Annotated in this window: 17 protein-coding genes; all 17 read right to left on the bottom strand. The window is 45.9% G+C overall.

Annotation, left to right across the window (positions count from 1 at the left end):
• Positions 1-100: 100 nt before the first annotated feature.
• The 17 genes from BMX69_RS09765 to BMX69_RS09840 all read right to left on the bottom strand — a co-directional run bounded on the left by BMX69_RS09765 (position 101) and on the right by BMX69_RS09840 (position 19,418).
• Positions 101-1,219, bottom strand: a complete 1,119-nt coding sequence (locus BMX69_RS09765; protein ID WP_100042237.1) for a galactose ABC transporter substrate-binding protein — start codon at positions 1,217-1,219, stop codon at positions 101-103.
• Positions 1,220-1,408: 189 nt separating this feature from the next.
• Positions 1,409-2,431: a galactose ABC transporter substrate-binding protein gene (locus BMX69_RS09770; protein WP_242941390.1), complete on the bottom strand. Its 1,023-nt coding sequence runs from the start codon at positions 2,429-2,431 to the stop codon at positions 1,409-1,411.
• Positions 2,432-2,446: 15 nt separating this feature from the next.
• Positions 2,447-3,418 (bottom strand): substrate-binding domain-containing protein, encoded by a 972-nt coding sequence (locus tag BMX69_RS09775; RefSeq protein WP_174715210.1) that lies wholly within the window; start codon positions 3,416-3,418, stop codon positions 2,447-2,449.
• Between the two features lie 67 nt (positions 3,419-3,485).
• A complete protein-coding gene (locus BMX69_RS09780; protein ID WP_100042239.1) occupies positions 3,486-5,261 on the bottom strand; it encodes a sensor histidine kinase in 1,776 nt (591 codons plus the stop codon).
• A 93-nt stretch (positions 5,262-5,354) separates the two neighbouring features.
• Positions 5,355-6,971 carry a response regulator transcription factor gene (locus BMX69_RS09785; protein ID WP_100042240.1) on the bottom strand — a complete coding sequence of 539 codons (1,617 nt, stop codon included), beginning with the start codon at positions 6,969-6,971 and terminating at the stop codon, positions 5,355-5,357.
• Between the two features lie 68 nt (positions 6,972-7,039).
• Complete coding sequence (locus BMX69_RS09790) at positions 7,040-7,681, bottom strand: precorrin-8X methylmutase (protein ID WP_054789965.1); 642 nt, start codon at positions 7,679-7,681, stop codon at positions 7,040-7,042.
• Between the two features lie 142 nt (positions 7,682-7,823).
• A complete protein-coding gene (locus BMX69_RS09795; protein WP_100042241.1) occupies positions 7,824-9,362 on the bottom strand; it encodes a cobyric acid synthase in 1,539 nt (512 codons plus the stop codon).
• 4 nt (positions 9,363-9,366) lie between these two features.
• On the bottom strand, positions 9,367-10,455 hold the full coding sequence (locus tag BMX69_RS09800; protein WP_100042242.1) for a pyridoxal phosphate-dependent aminotransferase: 1,089 nt from the start codon (positions 10,453-10,455) through the stop codon (positions 9,367-9,369).
• A 33-nt stretch (positions 10,456-10,488) separates the two neighbouring features.
• Positions 10,489-11,484: an adenosylcobinamide-phosphate synthase CbiB gene (gene cbiB / locus BMX69_RS09805; RefSeq protein ID WP_100043813.1), complete on the bottom strand. Its 996-nt coding sequence runs from the start codon at positions 11,482-11,484 to the stop codon at positions 10,489-10,491.
• Between the two features lie 24 nt (positions 11,485-11,508).
• The gene (locus tag BMX69_RS09810) at positions 11,509-12,099 is read right to left on the bottom strand and encodes a bifunctional adenosylcobinamide kinase/adenosylcobinamide-phosphate guanylyltransferase (RefSeq protein WP_242941391.1); all 591 of its coding nucleotides are present in this window, start codon (positions 12,097-12,099) and stop codon (positions 11,509-11,511) included.
• Between the two features lie 58 nt (positions 12,100-12,157).
• Positions 12,158-12,925: an adenosylcobinamide-GDP ribazoletransferase gene (locus tag BMX69_RS09815; RefSeq protein WP_100042243.1), complete on the bottom strand. Its 768-nt coding sequence runs from the start codon at positions 12,923-12,925 to the stop codon at positions 12,158-12,160.
• Positions 12,926-13,196: 271 nt separating this feature from the next.
• Positions 13,197-14,516, bottom strand: a complete 1,320-nt coding sequence (locus BMX69_RS09820; RefSeq protein ID WP_100042244.1) for an MATE family efflux transporter — start codon at positions 14,514-14,516, stop codon at positions 13,197-13,199.
• Between the two features lie 195 nt (positions 14,517-14,711).
• Positions 14,712-14,864 carry a hypothetical protein gene (locus BMX69_RS24085; protein ID WP_157724404.1) on the bottom strand — a complete coding sequence of 51 codons (153 nt, stop codon included), beginning with the start codon at positions 14,862-14,864 and terminating at the stop codon, positions 14,712-14,714.
• A gap of 49 nt (positions 14,865-14,913) precedes the next feature.
• Positions 14,914-16,050, bottom strand: a complete 1,137-nt coding sequence (locus BMX69_RS09825; protein ID WP_100042245.1) for a sodium ion-translocating decarboxylase subunit beta — start codon at positions 16,048-16,050, stop codon at positions 14,914-14,916.
• A 315-nt stretch (positions 16,051-16,365) separates the two neighbouring features.
• A complete protein-coding gene (gene hydF / locus BMX69_RS09830; RefSeq protein ID WP_100042246.1) occupies positions 16,366-17,562 on the bottom strand; it encodes a [FeFe] hydrogenase H-cluster maturation GTPase HydF in 1,197 nt (398 codons plus the stop codon).
• Positions 17,563-17,647: 85 nt separating this feature from the next.
• A complete protein-coding gene (hydG, locus tag BMX69_RS09835) occupies positions 17,648-19,063 on the bottom strand; it encodes a [FeFe] hydrogenase H-cluster radical SAM maturase HydG (RefSeq protein WP_174715211.1) in 1,416 nt (471 codons plus the stop codon).
• A 103-nt stretch (positions 19,064-19,166) separates the two neighbouring features.
• A complete protein-coding gene (locus tag BMX69_RS09840) occupies positions 19,167-19,418 on the bottom strand; it encodes a TM1266 family iron-only hydrogenase system putative regulator (protein ID WP_054789961.1) in 252 nt (83 codons plus the stop codon).
• Positions 19,419-19,580 lie beyond the last annotated feature (162 nt).

A 19,580-nucleotide genomic window follows, 5' to 3' on the forward strand; every position in this document is an offset into this window, starting at 1 on the left:
ATGTTCTCTGGGCATTAAGGTATACCTGTAACTCCGGGAAACCTTTAAAAATCGGGTGTGCCTTACCGACACACCCGTTTCTTTTACCGGCTGCTGGAAATTATTTTAATTTATTAAGAATTTCCTGAGCATTATCCTTGGTAACCTTGATATAGTCTACCATGTTTACATTATCAACGGATTCACCCTTGATAAACTTAACAGCCATATCGCCTGCTGTACGAGCCTGTGAGAAGTGGTCATTGAATACAGTACCTGTCTGCTTGCCATCGATAACGTTCTGAACAGCTTCTGTCAGAGCATCAACACCTACTAAATAGATGTCTTTGTTTACGGTACGTCCTGCTGCTTCGATTGCCTGAAGGGCACCAAGTGCCATAGCATCGTTGTTGCATAAGATAACTTCAATCTGATCACCATACTGTGTTAAAGCATCCTGAGCGATCTGCTGAGCTTTTGCCTGATCCCAGTCACCACGCATCTTTAACAGTTCTTTTACCTGCATGCCTGAATCTGTAAGAGCTTTAACAGAGAATTCTGTTCTGTACTGAGCATCTACGTTCTCCGGGTCACCCTGGATCATAATATAAGAAACAACGCCGTCGCCGTTAATATCGCCTTTGTTGGAAGTTTCAAAAATTTCTTCTCCCTGATAGGTACCGGACTGTCTAGCGTCACAACCTACATAAGTAGCGTTAATCTTGTCATCGCTCCATCTCTGCTCTTCCTGAGTATCTGGCTCACGGTTAATGTAAACAACCGGGATTCCTGCTGCCTTACACATATCTGTGATTTCCGGAGCAGAAGAAGCCTGCACAAGGTTTAAAATCAATACATCATATTTCTGGGTAATGAAGTTCTGGATCTGGTTGGTCTGTTCAGCCTGATCACCCTTACCATCCTGGATTACAACATTTTCTTTCTTAAAGCCTAAGTCCTCTGTCAGATAGCGCTGAAGCTCTGTACGGTAAAGAGTCATAAAGTTATCATCAAATTTGTAAATTGAGATACCGACTTTCTTGTCCGCTACATCTCCGCCAACAGCTTCTTTAACTGCTTCTGCGGTGGTTTCTGCGCTTGTGTCCTCTTTCTTGGTCTCCGCTGCTGTAGTCGCCTCTGGTGCAGCCGTTGTTCCCTTGGAACCTGCTCCGCAGCCTGCCATGGAAAATACCATTGCTGACGCAAGGCCTACTGCTAATGCTTTTTTGAGTAATCTCATGATAAATCCTCCCTTATCATTATATTGTTATCGATTGGTGTTTTTACCTTACCGACATGCACATTATAGCTTTCTTTTGTGCAGTTTACCATATAATATTTTTTGGATATGTATCGATTTTTTTAGATTCTTCCTTTTTCTATCAAAAAAATTCGATATTTTTACTCACTATGCACAACTGACCGCCCATTACTGGGCGGTCAGTGCCTTCTGCCTGCATTCATAATACTTATCCCGGTCCAATTTTACAATTTCCTGTACATTTTGACCAAGAGATTCCGCAGCAGCGATTTTGAAAATAACTTTTGCATATTCCTGGCTGTCACATTGAACTGTTCCAAACAGTTTTCCCGTGCGCAGCCCTTCAAGCCCCTGAGGCGTGCCGTCTATCCCTACAATTTTAACCGGCCTCATGTCCCCTTTCCGATCCAGAGCGTCGGCAGCTCCCAAAGCCATGTCATCATTGTTGCATATCACCACTTCCACCTCATCCGGATACTCCAAAAGCCACTGCTCCATCCAGGCAGATGCCTGGCTTCTGTCCCAATTGGCAATTCCTCCGGTGATCTTTTCTAACGGAACTCCGCCATCCTTTAAGGTCTGAATGGACCATTCCGTACGGATTAAGGAGTCCTGATGGCTGTTTTCTCCTTCCAAAAGAACATAACTGACTTTACCATCCCCATTTAAGTCAAGGGAAGAAGGATCTTTCTTATAAGCATCCACCAGGATGTTGCCTTGTAGGGTTGCAGACTCTTTCGCATTTTCTCCCACATAGTAAAGCTTTTCCCAGCGCCGCATATCCTCCTCCACCGGCTCCCGGTTAAAGAACACGACCGGAAGGCTGGCATCCATGGCTTTGCTGATGATATTGGAGGCCACGGAGCGGTCCACAATATTTACGCAGATGGCATCATATCCAAGGGAAATGAAACGGTCCACCTGACTGTTCTGGGTATTCTGATTCCCCTTGGCATCCACAATATCCATGACTACCTTAATACCTGTTTCCTTTTCATATTCCTTGGCTTGTTCCTCAATATTTCCCCTGAGCGTATTGATAAATGAATCATCTCCACGGTATAGGGTCACCCCGATACGTATGGACTTTTTTTCTTCCTTTCCACCCTCCTTCCCGCTCTGATAAAACACTCCCCAAAGTGTCAGCAGCAGGATAACCACCACCGCCAGGATACCATATCGTTTCTTCATATTCCATCCCCCATCTTAATCAATTGGATACAAAATCCTTTCAAATTTGCTTTCCCGTAGATTGGCCTTTTGAATATAGTAAGAATCCAAAACAATTTGTGTTCTTTGAAGCCCCCCATGAACCGCTTCCACAGCCTTTTCGATGCTCATATAGCCCGCATCAAACTGGTCACTTACCACCAGTCCCTTAATAATTCCATTGTCCAGCTCCTTTAAAAGTTTGGTCGTGCTGCCGATTCCGTAAAGTCCATCAATGACATTGCCGTATACCGGGCTCCCTGAAATGATATCCGCAGACTCATCAAGGCTCCTGACATCAATCGCTGCAATGACTGCTTTTCCGCTTCCGGGGTAAACCATGCCCTCTATGGCCTCCCTGAAGATTCCCTCCTCCTTTTTCTCAAAAAGCTTCATGGAAAATCCGGATTTTGATAGAGCGGATACCAGTCCGTCATATACCTCCCTGTTATACCCGTACTCAAGCCCTTCCGTAAAAATCCATACAGGGACATCCGGAGAATTCTCCGCTGCAATAGCCTGTCCCAGCAATCCTCCTTCCTCCTCATAATCCGGAGATATGCCGCTTTTAACCTGATCATTGGGAGGTAAGTTTCCCAACATAACGGCAGGACTGTTTAAAACCATATCATCCATCTTTTTTACACATTCCACCGGCTTTACGGGAATCAGGACCACAGCTGATGCGCCGTCGTTTATTTCCCTCTGAACCAGTTCTATCTGCTGATTGGCATCCCCTTTCTCATAGAGTGTAATAAAGCTGATATCTACGTTGTACTCCTCTGCCGCCTTATCAGCACCCTTTCTGAAATTTACGTAATAGTCATCGGAAGTATCGCCGATGATGACGGAAACCGGATATATTTCTGTTTTCTTCTCCTTGATGATCAAATCCGTGGAGGATAAAAGAAACAGGAATACAAGCACTCCCGCCAGCAGAGTCCACAATATTTTTTCCTGTTTTGTCATAATCTACTTTCCTTTTCATCGCCCATGCTTTTTGGGCATAGAGGTATACCCGAAGGGTGATTCCTTTTCATCGCCCATTCTCTTCGGGCATAGAGGCAGAACTATAGGGAACCGCGGGAAGGCAGATGGTGATCACCGTTCCTTCATCAGGCTCTGACTCAATGATCAGGCCGTACTTTTCCCCAAAATACAGCTTGATCCTCTCATTGACGTTTTTCACGCCAATCCCTGAACCCTTTTTTGAAGTGACATGGACCTGATCGGAAAATAAGCCCGCCACCTGGTCTTCTGTCATTCCAAGGCCATTGTCCTTCACCATAAAGAATAAGTCATTTCCTTCTTTCCAGACCTTTAAAATAATTTCTCCGTCTCCATCCATGAACTCCATTCCGTGATAGATGGCATTTTCCACAAGCGGCTGCAAAACCAGCTTTAAACAGGAAAGCTCCATACATTCCTCGGATGCATCAATCTCGTAGGAGAATTTATTCTTAAAACGCATGTGCTGGATCATCAAATAATTCCGCACGTGCTCCAATTCATCCCTGACCGTAATAATGCTCTTTCCCTTGCTTAAACTGATCCGGAAGAACCGGGCCAGGGCCGTCACTGCTTTGACCGCCTCCGCCTTTTGCTCGTTTTCAATCATCCACACGATGATGTCAAGGGTATTATAAAGGAAATGGGGATTGATCTGCGACTGTAAGGTATCAAATTCCTGTTTTCTTTTGGCCTCATGCTCTGCTACGATGTCGTCCATCAGGACCCGGATCTGTTTTGCCATATTTTTAATGGAATTTCCCAGATGCTGGATTTCATAGGACCCTCCGATGGAAATTGCCGCCTGCAAATTCCCCTCTTCCAGAATTCCCACGGATTTTTCCAGATCCTTGATGGGATTGGTGATACGGGATGAAATATAGGAGTTAATCAGGGCGAGTATAAACAGGATCAGGGTTATGAGGAACACGATAAAAAGCCTGGTTTTAATGGAATTTAAAGAAACCACATTTTTAGGCGTCACTCCAATGATCTTCCAGCCCGTATAGCCAATGGATTTTACCGTAATGTTCCGGGTCTCCCCCTGAAAATCCTCCCGGTGGTTTCCATCTTTATAGCCGGCAGCCACCAGATTGTTCTCCTGCATCCGGCCGGAATCGATGAGCTGGATCTTGGGATGGTACAGGATCTGCCCGTCATTGCTGATCAGATACACATAGCCGCCCTTTCCTGTGGTCACTCCGTCAAAAAGATGTTCCAGGCTGGAATAACTTAAATCTACCAAAAGCACGCCCTGGGTGGTAGAGGTACCTTCCGTCAGCTCCACGGCCCTTGATAAAGATATCACCCACCGGTACTGGTTTTCATTGCTGTCAAATACATACTGGACATGGGGATAAGAGAAGTGTTGGTTTTCCGTCTTCTCCAAAGCATTCAAAAACCAATTTTCCCCGGTCACATCAAGACCGCTTTTAAGCCTTGCGGCAGGAACCGCTTCCACCATGGTGCCTGATTGGGAAAAGAGAGCGATATTGTCCACATTATCCTTGTTGTTATCATACAGGAGGGTGATCTCGTTATTAATGGATTCCGAAGAAAGATCGGCATTTTTTACGGCGCCATAATACAGGGAGTCCGACAGCTTCATGACCGTAAGCAGATAAGACTCCACAGACCTGGCTACCTGATGTATCAGGCTCTGGTTTTCCTCCTGCACCATTTCTCCCACCTGGGTGGAAAGGCGCTGGTATAAGGAAAAGGTTATTAAAAGACTGGCTGCCAAAGCAGTCACGGTAAAATATACAAAAATAGTATAACGAATGCTTATATTCTTTCTTTCCATATTATCGTCTATCCTTTTGGACAAGGCCCACACCGCTTTAAAGCCTGCCCCGCTTTATCGGGCACCGGGTGTTATACCCGGAGGGTGCTTCCATTACCTGGCTCCGCGGAATTTAGTCGGTGATACTCCGAATTTTTTCTTAAATACATAGCTGAAATAATTTTGTTCCTGATATCCCACCTTCGCTGCCACCACATAGGTCTTATCGTCGGTTTTGTTAAGCAGTTCTACCGCCTTATTCAGACGGATATCTGTCAGATAGGCGATGTAAGCCTGTCCGGTTTCTTTTTTAAACATGGTAGAAAAATATGCCGGGCTCATATGAAGGTGGCGGCATATCATTTCCACAGACAAATCAGGATTCTGGTAGTGGTCCATAATATACTGCTTTGCTTCCTGAATTACCTGGCGTGTGGTGAAATCACGCTCCTGGTTAATGAACTGGTTCATTTTTCCTGCAATCTTAAAAAGCCACTGGCCAAATTCCTCTTTCTTTTTTATCCTATCAAAGATTTCCATGCCCTTTAGCTCTCCGCCCATAATATCCTCAAGGGCCAGGTCATACTGCTGCATCATCTGAAGGACACTGTTTAATACGCCGAACATGTAAACCTGCTGCTGGCGGTAATGGACTTTTGCGGATTCCATCTTTTCAATGATCCTGGAAACCGCTGCTTCGATCTTTTCGTCGGGGCCGAATTTTATGGCTGAGATTAAATCCGCTTCTGTTACACTGTCAAATTCCAGCTTTCCTACTCCCACCGGCTCCATATCATTGATGTAAATGGTGGTCCCTCTTCCTGCTATGGCTTTATAGCCCAGAGCGTCAATGGAAGACTGATATGCTTCTCTAAATCCGGTCAGTTCCCGGAAGCTTTTGCCAATGCCCATGGAGACCGGCACCTCCAGAATCCGCTTTGTTTCCTTGCAGATATCCCCCAGTACATCGATCAGCCCTGTGGTAGAGTTGTCATCATCAAGAGCAACGATCACCACCATTTCCGCCTCTGAAACGGACTGGAAAAGTGCGAACCGGCAATAACCCTCTAATTTTTCTCTTACGATCTGCATGACGGATATGGGGATGAGTTCCTCCTCATTGTGAAGGGACAGAGTTTCCCTGACCTCCCCCTTTTCCACATCAATGGCAACGATGATCCATTTCCTTGCACCCATGACAGGCACGCCATACTCCCTAAGCTTTTGCTCCACCAGCTCTTCCGGAAGATTTTTGTGTACCAGATCATTAAAAAACTGCTCCCTGATGATGGGAAGGCTTTTCCGGTAATTCTCCCGAAGACGGCTTAGATTCCTTTTTTCTTCTATTTCCTGATCCAGATTCCCTTTGATCCTTTTTAATATGGAGGTCAGTTCTTCCACATTGACCGGCTTTAAGATGTACTCCGTCACATTCAGCTTGATTGCCCTCTGGGCATATTCAAAATCATCATAGCCGGAAAAGATCACCACCTTCATGGAAGGGTACCGCTGCCGTACCTTTTCTGCAAGTGCCAGGCCATCCATGTATGGCATCCGGATATCCGTCAAAACTACGTCAGGTTCCAAAATCTCGATCTTTTCCATGGCATCTTCCCCATTTTCCGCATCTCCCACCACCCGGAATCCAGCTGCCTGCCATTCGATCTTTTTTATAATGCTTTTACGTACTTCTTCTTCGTCATCTACTAAAATTATGCTGTATAAGTCCATGCTGTTCTTCCCCTCTAATAATCCTGTCGGGTATACTTAAAACCCAAAACCATGGGCAATAAACCAGGTTACTGCTGCTGTATCTGATAAAGCAGGGCATTAACGATTGCCGCTGCCACATTGCTTCCTCCCTTTCTTCCCCTGGCCACAATAAAGGGGATATCAGAAAGGGACATGATCATTTCCTTTGACTGGACCACATTGACAAAGCCCACCGGAACGCCGATGATCAGCCTGGGATGGATTTTCCCTTCCTTTATTAATTCATAAAGGCGCACTAAGGCTGTGGGGGCGTTTCCTACTGCAAAAATACAATTCTCCGAAAGCTCTGACGCCTTATCCATGTTGGCACAGGCGCGGGTGGTATGGTGAAGCTTTGCGTATTCTGCAACATCCTCATCGGCCATAAAGCAGCTGACGCTGCATCCATTGCGTTTTAAGGCACCCTTATTAATGCCGGCCATTCCCATATTCGTATCCGTAATGATCCGCACGCCTTCCTTTAATGCCCGGATCCCTTCCTGTACGGCGTGGGGCGAAAATACCAGATTATCCGCATATTCAAAATCGGCGGTGGTATGAATCACCCGTTTGATCACCAATTCACATTCCGGATCAAGGACTTTTTCTCCAAGCTCCATGGTGATCAGTTCAAAACTTCTCTTTTCTATTTCCTCGGGAAGTACCCGCTCAAGCTCTTTAAGCTCCATCTGTTTCTCCTTGTTTCTCCTTATAAGTCCGCAGTGCCGCTCGCAAAACCTGCGGTTTTGCGAGCTCACGGGCATTCGCCCTTTGAAATAGGCCATGAGAAGATTTTCTTATGTGCAAGCACAACGAAAATCTTCTCCTGTCCTATTTCACACTGCTCATTGCTTTCGTGAACATTATCCCATAGATCTGTTCCATGTCAAGGCTGTCCCTTAACAGGGCGGCCAGCCGTTCATATTGCTCTTCCTTGTATTCCTGGTAGTTAAAACTGCCATCCAGATCCAGGGTAATACCCTTCTTCTTTGCAAGAGCTTCTACAATGGTCATTGCAATCCCTTCTTTATCAAAGAAGCCATGGATATAAGTACCGTATACATTTCCCCTCTGGCAGCCGTCCATTTTCGCCTGGTGGGAACCGGACTGGCATTCCATGACATAGGCAAGAGGCGGTACGGATCTGGTGGTTTCTCCCATGTGGATTTCATACCCTTCCACCTCGATACCTGACAGTTCCTCAAATATCCCTCCTACGCTGGTACAGGAGCCTGCCACTCTTGTTCTTGTCTTTTCCTTTCCAAACACAGTACGGACCGGCAGAAGCCCCATTCCCCGGACCGGCAGGACAGCCCCATCTGTTTCCATTTGGAAGGGATCGGATATGCTTTCTCCCAGCATCTGAAATCCACCGCAGATGCCAAATACCGGAACCTCTCTGGCCTGAAGCTTAAGGATTGCAGCCTCTAAGCCGCTCTCCCGCATCCAGAGCAGATCCTGGACGGTATTTTTACTGCCAGGCAGAATGACCAGATCTGGATTTCCAAGATCAGAAACTCGGTCTACATATCGCAGGCTTACCCATGGTATCGTAGAAAAAACCTGAAAATCCGTGAAATTGGAGATTCTTGGCAAACGGATCACGGCGATTTCCACTGCGGTCCGGTCCGTTCTAACGGTTCCTGCCAGATGGTCTCCAAGGCTGTCCTCCTCTTCCAGGTCCACATCCATATATGGAACCACACCGGCAACCGGGATGGAAAGCTGTTTTTCAATCATTTCTAACCCTGGGTCCAGTATTGTCTTGTCTCCCCTGAATTTATTGACAATCAGGCCTTTGATCCTGGCTCTTTCATCTGGCTCCAAAAGCATTACGGTTCCGTAAAGCTGTGCAAATACTCCTCCCCGGTCGATATCTCCTACTAAAAGCACCGGCGCATCCGCCATTTTTGCCATACCCATATTTACGATGTCATCCTGCCTTAAATTAATCTCCGCCGGACTTCCGGCTCCTTCTATGACAATGATATCGTACTCCTCTGAAAGCTTTTGGAATGCCCGTTCTATCTCTGGCACCAGCTCTTTTTTGTATGCAAAATACTCTCTGGCTGGCATATTGCCAATAGATATGCCATTTACAATTACCTGGGACCCAATATCATTGGTCGGCTTTAACAGGATGGGATTCATGGCTGCCTCTGGCTTTACTCCTGCCGCTTCCGCCTGAACCGCCTGGGCCCTGCCCATCTCAAGCCCTTCCTCCGTAATATAGGAATTTAGGGCCATGTTCTGGGATTTAAAAGGGGCCACCCGGTAGCCATCCTGTTTAAAGATCCGGCATAAACCGGCCGCAATCAGACTTTTCCCTGCATTGGACATGGTTCCCTGTATCATGATCGTCTTTGCCATACGGTTATTTCCCTTCTGTCACTATGGATTTTAATATGGAAAGAAACTCTTCATTTTCTTTCCTCTGCTTTACACAGATGCGGTAATAGGTATCATCAAGTCCTCTGTAATTGGAACAGGAACGTATCAGAACTTTCCTGTCCAGAAGCTGTTTATAAAGAAGCTTCTCTTTTGCAAGAGCCTCTGGTCTTAAATCCCGGAAAAAAATATAATTGGCCATGGAATCAAAAACCAGAAAACCAAGGGAAGAAAGGGCTGATTTTAAGTATTCCCTTTCACAGGTGATCTCCTGTCTTGTCCTTTTCACGTATTCTGTCTCCAATAGGGCCGCCTCTCCTGCCGCCTGGGCGAGACTGGAAACGCTCCAGGGCTGACGTATGAGATTCATCTGGTCCAGGACCTCTTTTCCAGTGCATATCCCATAGCCCAGACGCAGACCGGCCATAGCATACAGCTTTGTAAATGCCTTTAAAAGGAAGACGTTCTCATAACCACCGTCTCCTATGAGATCAAGGACCGAATATCTCTCAGGCTCCTGTAAAAATTCATTAAAACATTCATCTATCACGCAAAAGATCCCGTGGTCTCTGGAGTATTTAAGAATCCCTTCCATCGCTTCCTTCTCTACGGCATATCCGGTGGGATTATTGGGATTGCATAAAAACAGCATTTGAACATCAATCCTGTTTTTTTCCAGCCAGTCGATCAATTCTTTTTCAGTTAGCCGGAACCCGTTTTCTTCTTTTAAGCAATAGAGCACGATGCTGCAGGAAGATGCCTTAAGGGCCTGTTCATATTCCAGAAAAGAAGGGGCGATCAGCAGGGCATTTTTCGGTTTTAATGCCTGTACGATCTGAAAGATTAAATCTGCTGCTCCGTTTCCGCAGATAATGTTCTCTGCCGAAACGCTGTGGAACCCTGCCAGTTCCTTCCGAAGCCTCATGGATTGGCTGTCAGGATAGAAGGAACAACTGTCTGCCGCTTTATAAAGAGCCTCTTTTACCCCACGGGGAAGACCCAGGGGATTTATGTTGGCTGAATAGTCCATTGTTACGTTGTTGGTGTATATATCACCGCCATGCTGGTATTCCATATTATTATTCTCCTGGTCAAACGATTGATTGTTCTAAAAAACTATAAGGAACAGCAGGAATACAGGGATCAGCGCTAACACATAGGTAACTGTCATGAGGCAATTGGCTCTGGGGATATCCTCGTATTCCACCGGTCTTACCGCATCTCCAATGGTAGGCTTTTCATAAAGCTTTCCAAAATAACAGGCATTTCCCGCCAGCTGGATCTGCAGCGCTCCTGCACAGACCGCCTCTGTCTGGGCTGAATTAGGACTTTTGTGATTGAAGCGGTCCCTCTTAAATATTACCAGGCCATTCCTGCCTCTGTATGGGTTCCTCTTATTCCTGATTCCATAAAAAAGCTGGCACATATATCCTGCCCCTATCATTAGGGCTGCGGATAGCCGGGCCGGTATGAAATTACAGGCATCATCAAGCTTTGCTGCTGCGCGCCCGAACCAGAGATACCGTTCGTTTTTATAGCCCACCATGGAATCCATGGTGTTTACTGCTTTGTATAAATACACTCCCACTCCTCCAAAAAAAGCCATGAAGAGCAAAGGGGCAATGATTCCATCCGAAGTGTTTTCCGCTACGGTTTCCACCGCTGCTTTTGTGATCCCTTCTTCCGACAATATTTTCGTATCGCGGCCTACAATCATGGATACGGCCTGCCTGGCTCCTTCCACATCTCCATTGGAAAAAGCCTTATAGACCTTCATGCTTTCTTCCCGCAGGGAACGCCAAGCCATCATCTGGCCGCACATGATACTTTCTATAAGAAACCCTGCATAGGGAGAAAAGAAATAGGAAGTCCAGAGAATTGCCCCGGATACGGTACCAGTGATTAATAGCACAAGGATCACCAGCCATAAACCGGCTCTTCTTTCCCCCACTTCTCCTTTAGGAAACATTTCCCTTAGCTTTTTCTCCAGCCAGCTTATGAGAGAGCCTATGCCGCAGACCGGATGCCAAAGCCAGCGGGGATCTCCAAAGCACAGGTCGAGAAAGCATCCTGTCAGCACTGCTGCTAAATGTAGTCTCATCATCATTTTTGTTCCCTGACCTTCTGTTTATTTAATCTTGGCCGCAATTCCGCATACCATGAGGTAGACTTCCCTGGAAATCCGGGCTAATCTTACGGATGCCCTTCCTGACACTTCTCTCCATTCCCTGTCTGCCGGATCAAAGGGCACAATGCCGCAGCCCAGTTCATCAGAGGTAATAATGACATCGGGATTTTGCCGCTGAACCGCCTCGAGAAAAGCATCAACGCTTTTCCCTTCTTTTAAAAGCCTTCTTATGTACTCATGAAGACCGTGGATGATTGGGCATGTCAAGGCGGCTTCAAAGCTATCCCTGCTGCCTTCTGCGATCTCATGTTCTTCCTCTTTCTCACTTTTTCTTATTGACGAATCAAGCGGATATCCCTGCGTATCCAATTGATGCCCGGTGCTGCGGGGCACGCTGTTCAAATTCAGGGGATCGAAAAGCTTATTTCCTTCGAGTTCCGTCTTTTTGCCGGCGCTCTTTGCCAGCTCCATGGCAAAGGTAAGCTTTCCCTGCCATGCTCCGCCTATAATCAATATCATATTTCCTCTTTCCTGCCCACGCTTTCTGGGCATAAAGGTATACTCGCAGGGTGTTTCCTCTTTCCTGCCCACGCTTTTTGGGCATAAAGGTATACCCGTAGGGTGTTTCCTCTTGTATCTCTCCATTCTTTTAAAATGGCGCTAAATGGGAAACAACAGCCAGTCCTGCTACAAGGGCCAACTCGCATATCTGCAGAAAATATCCTGCAAGATCGCCGGTAATGCCTCCGAATTCCCGCTTTGCCATGGTATAATAATACCAATAAATAAGAATGGATACGATAAGGGTAGCAGAAGCAGATACTGCTCCTCCCAGATACCAGATTCCCCCTACCGCCGCTGCCAGATACAAAACCATAACAACTGCTACTGCCCTTTTTTGGGCTGCCCCGGAAAAAGAGGCCGCCAGACCGCTTTCCTTTGCCATGGGAAATGTAACCACAGACAGGCCGCTTAAGGCCCTGGTAACCACAAATGTCAGGCAATAGACAGGTATCATGGCCGGACGCATTTCCAAAAAGACGGCCAGATATAGAACCAGGTAAACACCGCATCCGATGATAGCAAAAGCACCAGTATGAGGGTCCTTTAGGATCTCAAGCTTTTTCTTCCTGTCTCCGTTTGACGATCTTGCATCGACCACATCCAGAAATCCATCCATATGAATGCCTCCTGTAACCAGGATGGGAATTACTACCGGGAGTATTTGCCCTAGATGATGGAAACCAAGAGCATTAGAGCCAAGAAAGGCTGTAAATTCCAGCAGACCGATGACTGCTCCTATGAGAGGAAAAAAGCACATAACATATTTCATCCGCTCCCTTGTCCATTCCAATTGGGGCATTGGGATACGGGAATACATGGAAAACGCTATCACTAAGCTGCCAAAAAGATTCATATTCCTCCTCCTCATGATACCTAAACCAGGCGGTATACCCAGTCATAAAATATCATATCACAGAATAATAAAAATGTCATTTGTGAACTTACTGCAAAGAACTGATTCTGACTTTTAAATCCCCGGTGGCTCCAGTTATTGGATCAATGCCGTGGTGTAATTCTCCTTACCATGTACTCAAAACATAAAGAGAAACGGTGTACAATAATACACCGTTTCTCTTTATATTAATATTTATACTTATTTAATAAGGACCCATCATATTTCTGCATTACGAACAGAGAACATCCGTCCTCTTTTTCCAAAATACTAATACCATACCAAGAACACTCACCAATCCTTCTGTCATAACAAATGCCAGCCATACCCCTGTCATTCCCCAAATCCGGCTCAGCATAAGTACCATGGGAACAAGAACCACACACCCCCGCGCCACAGAAATAATAAAAGCATTCAGCCCACGTTCGGCAGCACTTAAATACATGCATACAATAATATTGATTCCTGCAAAGAAAAAACCGGCGAAGTAGATCCTGAGTCCCTCCCTGGCAAGAAGAACAATTGCTGCATTCTGCTCACTGTTAAACACATTGATCATTTGATCCGAACAGAAAAATACCAGTGAATAAATTGCTGACGCTATTGCCAGGGAGGTGATAACCGCATATTGAAGCAGTTTTTTTATAATAATACCATTCCCTGAGCCGTAAGCCTTGCTGATTAGCGGCTGTATTCCCTGTGCGATTCCCGTAAATACAGAGATCCCTACCAGAGCTATATTGGCCACAATCCCATAGGATGCAACCCCTAAGTTTCCCTCCAGCCCCAGGATGACCAGATTAAAGGTGATCAAAACAATCGCCGAAGACACCTCCGTAATAAATGCGGCCATACCCAGACCAAAAATATCGCGGATTGCCTTCCACTGAATTTTGCTTTGCAGCCACCGGAGACTGCTCTTCCCCTGTATAAAGTGGGCAGATAAAACCACAAGACTGATGACAGGTGCCAGACCGGTGGCAAAGGCCGCACCAAACATCCCCATACCCAGCGGAAACATAAATACATAGTCCAAAATTATATTGGATAGGCTTCCTGTCAGCATTGCAATCATCGACAACTTAGGATTATTGTCATTTCTCACAAATGCCAGCATGACATTGTTCAGGATAAAAAACGGAGCAAAGTAGAGTATGGTGCTTAAATATGCCTTAGTCAGTGGCAATGTAGCTGCGTCGGCTCCCAATAATACAGCCAGAGTCCCGGTGCCCAGGACTCCTGTGATTGCAAACAGCACTCCCGCCAGAATTCCCATCTTTAAACTGGTGGTAAAAACGGTATTTATCCGTTTCCCCCCATTCTGGGATTTCAGAATGCTGTAGCGGGTGGCACCTCCTATACCGATCATCAATCCAGTACCATTAATCAGGCTGTAAATCCCAATTGAAAAATTCAGTGCTGCCAGGCCTGCAGCGCCCAGTGCCTTTGATACAAAAAAGGTGTCAGCCAGGATATAGCAGGATAGCCCGATCATCCCCAAAATATTAAGGCTCACATACTTGGTGTAGTCTTTTAAGACAGATTGTTCCATCTCATATCCTCCTTTGAACATAAAAAAGGTGTTCTTAAAATATTCCTTCTACGACCTAACGGAATATTTCAGAACACCTTAAAATTCTTTACCCGGTGGCAAAGAACAGGTTATTTATTAAAAACCAGAGTTATCATAATATAGTTTTGACTATTTGTCAATCCTTTGTAATTTTAACCCTATCTTTATGATATTTCATACATTACTTTGCTCATCTTTTTTATCCAAAATGTTTTTTTCAAACCACTGAAATGCCATAATAAGCAGTGTGATAATGATGATAACGATAAATATACTGAACATTCCCTTCCACATGATGTCCAGGGACAAAAGAAATTTATCAAGCATAACTGGCTCCTTTCTATCCGATAGCCGAATTTCCGCCCGCGGATACTGGTCATAATAAGGTGGTCAAAAGGTTTAAGACAATACCGCCTGCCAAAACAGATGCAATCTGCCCGGAAACATTGGCCCCGATGGCATGCATCAGCAAATGATTGGTGGGGTCTTCTTTTATGGACATCTTCTGAACGACACGGGCTGACATGGGGAAAGCGGAAATGCCGGCAGCGCCTATCATGGGATTGATCTTGTTTTTACGGAATAAATTAATGAACTTGGCAAACAGCACTCCTCCTATGGTGTCGAATACAAATGCCACAAGGCCAAGGCCGAGAATAACAAGGGTCTGCCAGGTTACAAAGGCTTCCGCTCTCATGCTGAAGGAAACAGTAATGCCCAGCAGAAGGGTGACCAGATTGGCAAGAATATTCTGTGCCGCATCTGATAAGCTGTGCAGAACGCCGCATTCTCTTAACAGATTTCCGAACATCAGAAAGCCCACCAGGGAAACGGACTGGGGTGCTACAAATCCAGCAATCATGGTGACTGCAATTGGGAAAATAATTCGGATCCTTTTGGATACGGATACTGGATTATAAGGCATCCGGATCAAGCGCTCCTTTTTGGTGGTAACCAGCCGGATAGCAAAGGGCTGGACCAAAGGAACCAGAGCCATATAGGAATAAGCCGCCACTGCAATTGGCCCGATGTAATTTGATTTGAGTATCTGGGATACCAGTATAGAAGTCGGCCCGTCAGCAGCGCCGATAATACCTATGGAAGCCGCGTCTCTAAGGTCAAATCCAAGTAAAACAGCTACAGAAATCGTTAAAAATATACCAAATTGGGCCGCTGCACCAAACAGCATCATGATGGGATTGGATAACAAAGGCCCAAAATCGATCATGGCCCCGATCCCGATAAACAAAAGAAGAGGCAGCGCTTCTGAGGCTTCGATCCCGGATTCAAACAGCCACTGGATAATACCATGAGTATTTCCTATGCCGGGCAGCGTCTGATCGATCACGCCGGACAGGGGCAGATTGACCAGTATCGCCCCAAATCCCATGGGAAGAAGAAGCGAAGGCTCGTACCCTTTTTTAATAGCAAGATAGATCAGCAAAAATCCGACGAGATACATGATTAACTGAGGAACGGTTACAGAGGTAAGACCTGACAGCAAAAAATTCATATTAAATCTCCCTTCATGCTAGTGCTCTTTTGTATCGGTGAGGTCATCATATACAACCAAAAAGACAAGACTCGGCCCTAAAATTAGGACACAGGTCTTGTCTTTTCAAATTAAACCAGAACATTGCTGTTCAGGATGTTGATTTAACTGCATGCTGATAAATTAGAAGGCCTTTTTTAGCCGGCGCATGCTGACTACTCCCCCATATCTGATTGACTTTACAATATCATAAATATAGCCATAAGTCAATGTTGTCAGGAACTTTTATAACCTCTTAACACATATAAATTACGTAAAAAGAAATGCTATCTCCAATTAAGGCAGCAGCTCTTCCAAATCAGGAAGCGCTTTTAAGCTCCTTTTTAAAATTCCCTTCATATAAGCGATTGCAATTCCATAATTGGTAAATGGTACACCGGCATCTGACGCACACTTTCTTCGGTATTCTATCTCCCTTTCATTTAACATGCAGCCGCCGCAGTGGATGATCAGCTTATAGGCTGACAAGTCTTCCGGAAATTCCCGTCCGGAGGAAGTTTCTATGAGAAGCTCTTTCCCCGTATACTGCCGAAGCCAGCGGGGAAGCTTTACGGTACCAATGTCATCACACTGTCTGTGATGGGTACAGCCTTCTGAGATCAGGATCCTGTCCCCATCCATTAAATCACCAATGGCCGCCACACCCTTTACCGCATCCTCTAAAAAGCCTTTATACCTAGCCAGAAGGATAGAAAACGAGGTGAGAAGAATCTCTTCCGGTGTATCCTTACTTACCTGCTCAAAGACCTGGCTGTCCGTAATGACAAGGGCCGGTCTGGTTCCCAGCCTTTTAAGAGTTTCCTTTAATTCCGTTTCACGCACTGCCACCGATATGGCACCGGCCTCCAGGATATCCCGGATCACCTGCTGCTGGGGCAGGATGAGGCGGCCTTTTGGTGCCGCCTTGTCAATGGGGATCACCAGTACCACCAGGTCGAATGGATTCAGCAAATCTCCTACGATCCTCATTTTTGTATCCCCGGTGTTTACAAGGCTTCCGATCCTTTCCTTTAATTCGTGGATGAACAGGCCCTTAAAAGCACTGACAGAAAGTCCGTCATCATAGGCCTGTGGTCCGGTCAGATCACACTTATTATAAGCAACCACATATGGAATCTTCTTTTCCTTAAACAAAAGGATCAATTCTTCATCGGTTTTTGTCTTTCCAACAGCCCCATCTACAACTAAGACTGCGCAATCAGCCCGGTTTAAAATCTGCTTTGTTTTCCTTACCCGCATCTTGCCCAGAGCGCCTTCATCGTCAAACCCCGGCGTATCAATGATGACCACCGGTCCCATGGGAAGAAGCTCCATGGATTTGTAAACAGGGTCCGTGGTAGTCCCTTTCACTTCCGATACAACGGACAGCTCCTGCCCTGTCACTGCATTGACAACGCTTGATTTTCCTGCATTGCGGCGGCCAAAAAAGCCGATATGCACCCGCTCAGAGGATGGTGTTTCATTAAGTCCCATGCCTGTCACCTCTCCCTACTGTCAATTTTTGCAATTGCAGCGAGCCAAGGCCAAGTTAACTTTGCCCTGGCAACTGCCTGTTTGATCAAAAACGGAAATCCCTGATACCTTTTTCTATTTTCTGCAAATGATCTTCACAGATCAAACGAACCTTTTCCTTTGGAATATGGTTCAGCTCCGCTGCGATCAGGGCCTCACCAACTTTTTTCGTATCTTCGGAAGCATAATCCATCAAATATTCTTTTAGTGTCATCAGGGCATTGGGCTGGCAGCAGTTCTGGATCTGGCCGCTTTTGCAAAGACTCATAAAACGGTCTCCCGTACGCCCCTCCCTGTAACAGGCGGTACAGAAGGAAGGAATATAGCCCATATCCATAAGCCAATGGACCACCTCATCAAGGGATCGCTGGTCGGATACGTCAAATTGCTCCGTATCTGTGGGACGGATGTCCTCCTGGTAACCGCCAACGCTGGTTCTGGAACCGCCGCTGATCTGGGATACCCCCAAACGGATCACCTTTTCTCTTACCTTCTGACTTTCCCTGGTCGAAATGATCATTCCGGTATAAGGAACCGAAATCCGGATCAAAGCACAGATCTTTGCAAATATCTCATCATCGATCCCATTATCAAAAGCACCAGGATCAATATCATCGGCTTTCTTGATGCGGGGAACGCTAATGGTATGAGGTCCTACTCCATGAACTGCCTCCAGATGCTCCGCGTGCATCAGAAGTCCTGCAAATTCATACTGGTACAGCTCAAGGCCAAAAAGAACGCCCAGGCCTACATCATCAATCCCGCCCTCCATGGCCCGGTCCATGGCCTCTGTATGGTAGGAATAATTATGCTTGGGGCCTGTTGGATGAAGCTTCTCATAGCTTTCTTTATGGTAGGTTTCCTGAAAGAGAATATAGGTCCCGATCTCTGCCTCTTTTAACTTGCGGTAATTCTCTACCGTAGTTGCCGCAATATTTATGTTGACCCGGCGGATGGCGCCGTTTTTGTGCTTGATGGAATATATGGTTTTGACGCAATCCAGGATGTACTCGATGGGATTATTCACAGGATCCTCACCTGCTTCAATGGCAAGGCGTTTATGTCCCATATCCTGAAGGGCAATGACTTCCTTCTCCACTTCTTCCAGGGTCAGTTTTTTCCTGGCAATGTGCTTGTTTTTTAAGTGGTATGGACAGTAGGTACAGCCATTTACGCAGTAATTAGAAAGATAAAGAGGGGCAAACATAACGATGCGGCTTCCGTAGAAATCCTTTTTGATCTGTTCCGCCAGATCATAAACTTCCTGTATTTTCTCCGGAATGTCACAGGCAAGGAGGACAGATGCCTCCCGGTGGGTCAGGCCTTTTGCCAGCCTTGCCTTTGCAATGATCTGGTCGATCAGATCTACATTGGCTTTGTTTTTCTCCGCATAATCAAGAGTTTCAAGAATTTCTTCATGGGAAATGAATTCTTCCGCTTTCAGCGATTTTGGATCATACATTTTAATACTTCCTTTCTTTAGGGTCAGCATTTGCTTTTCCGTCAGTGGTTTATTAATTTCACAGGTATTACCCTGGAAAAAACCGTTTCATTTCTAATCTTACTTAACCTTTCACGCCCTGATAGGCCGTCTTGGAGCTGACTCCCTTTAATTTCCCGATCTTACCGGTCAGTGCGGAAATGGTGCTCTGAGGCGCATCCACAGCAATGCTTATGATGCTTACCTGCTTTTTCGGATAGGGGATCCCCATGCGGCCAATGATACACTTCCGGTATTCATGAAGGATGTCGTTCAGCAGCTCCACAGATTCTTCCTCTTCCACAACGATGCCGATAACGGCGATTCTCGTTTCCATGCTTCTTCCTCCGTTCCTTTATCCTGGCGATAAATGCTTTATAAAAGCAAAAAACCGCGCCATTTAGGCGCGGCAAATCAAAGACTCCTCATATGCCGAACCTTCTACTTCAAACTGCGTTTTTCGTGTCAGGATGCTGCTATGTTTGTATCATAACATATA

The organism is Lacrimispora sphenoides JCM 1415, from assembly GCF_900105615.1.
Classification (GTDB): Bacteria; Bacillota; Clostridia; order Lachnospirales; family Lachnospiraceae; genus Lacrimispora; species Lacrimispora sphenoides.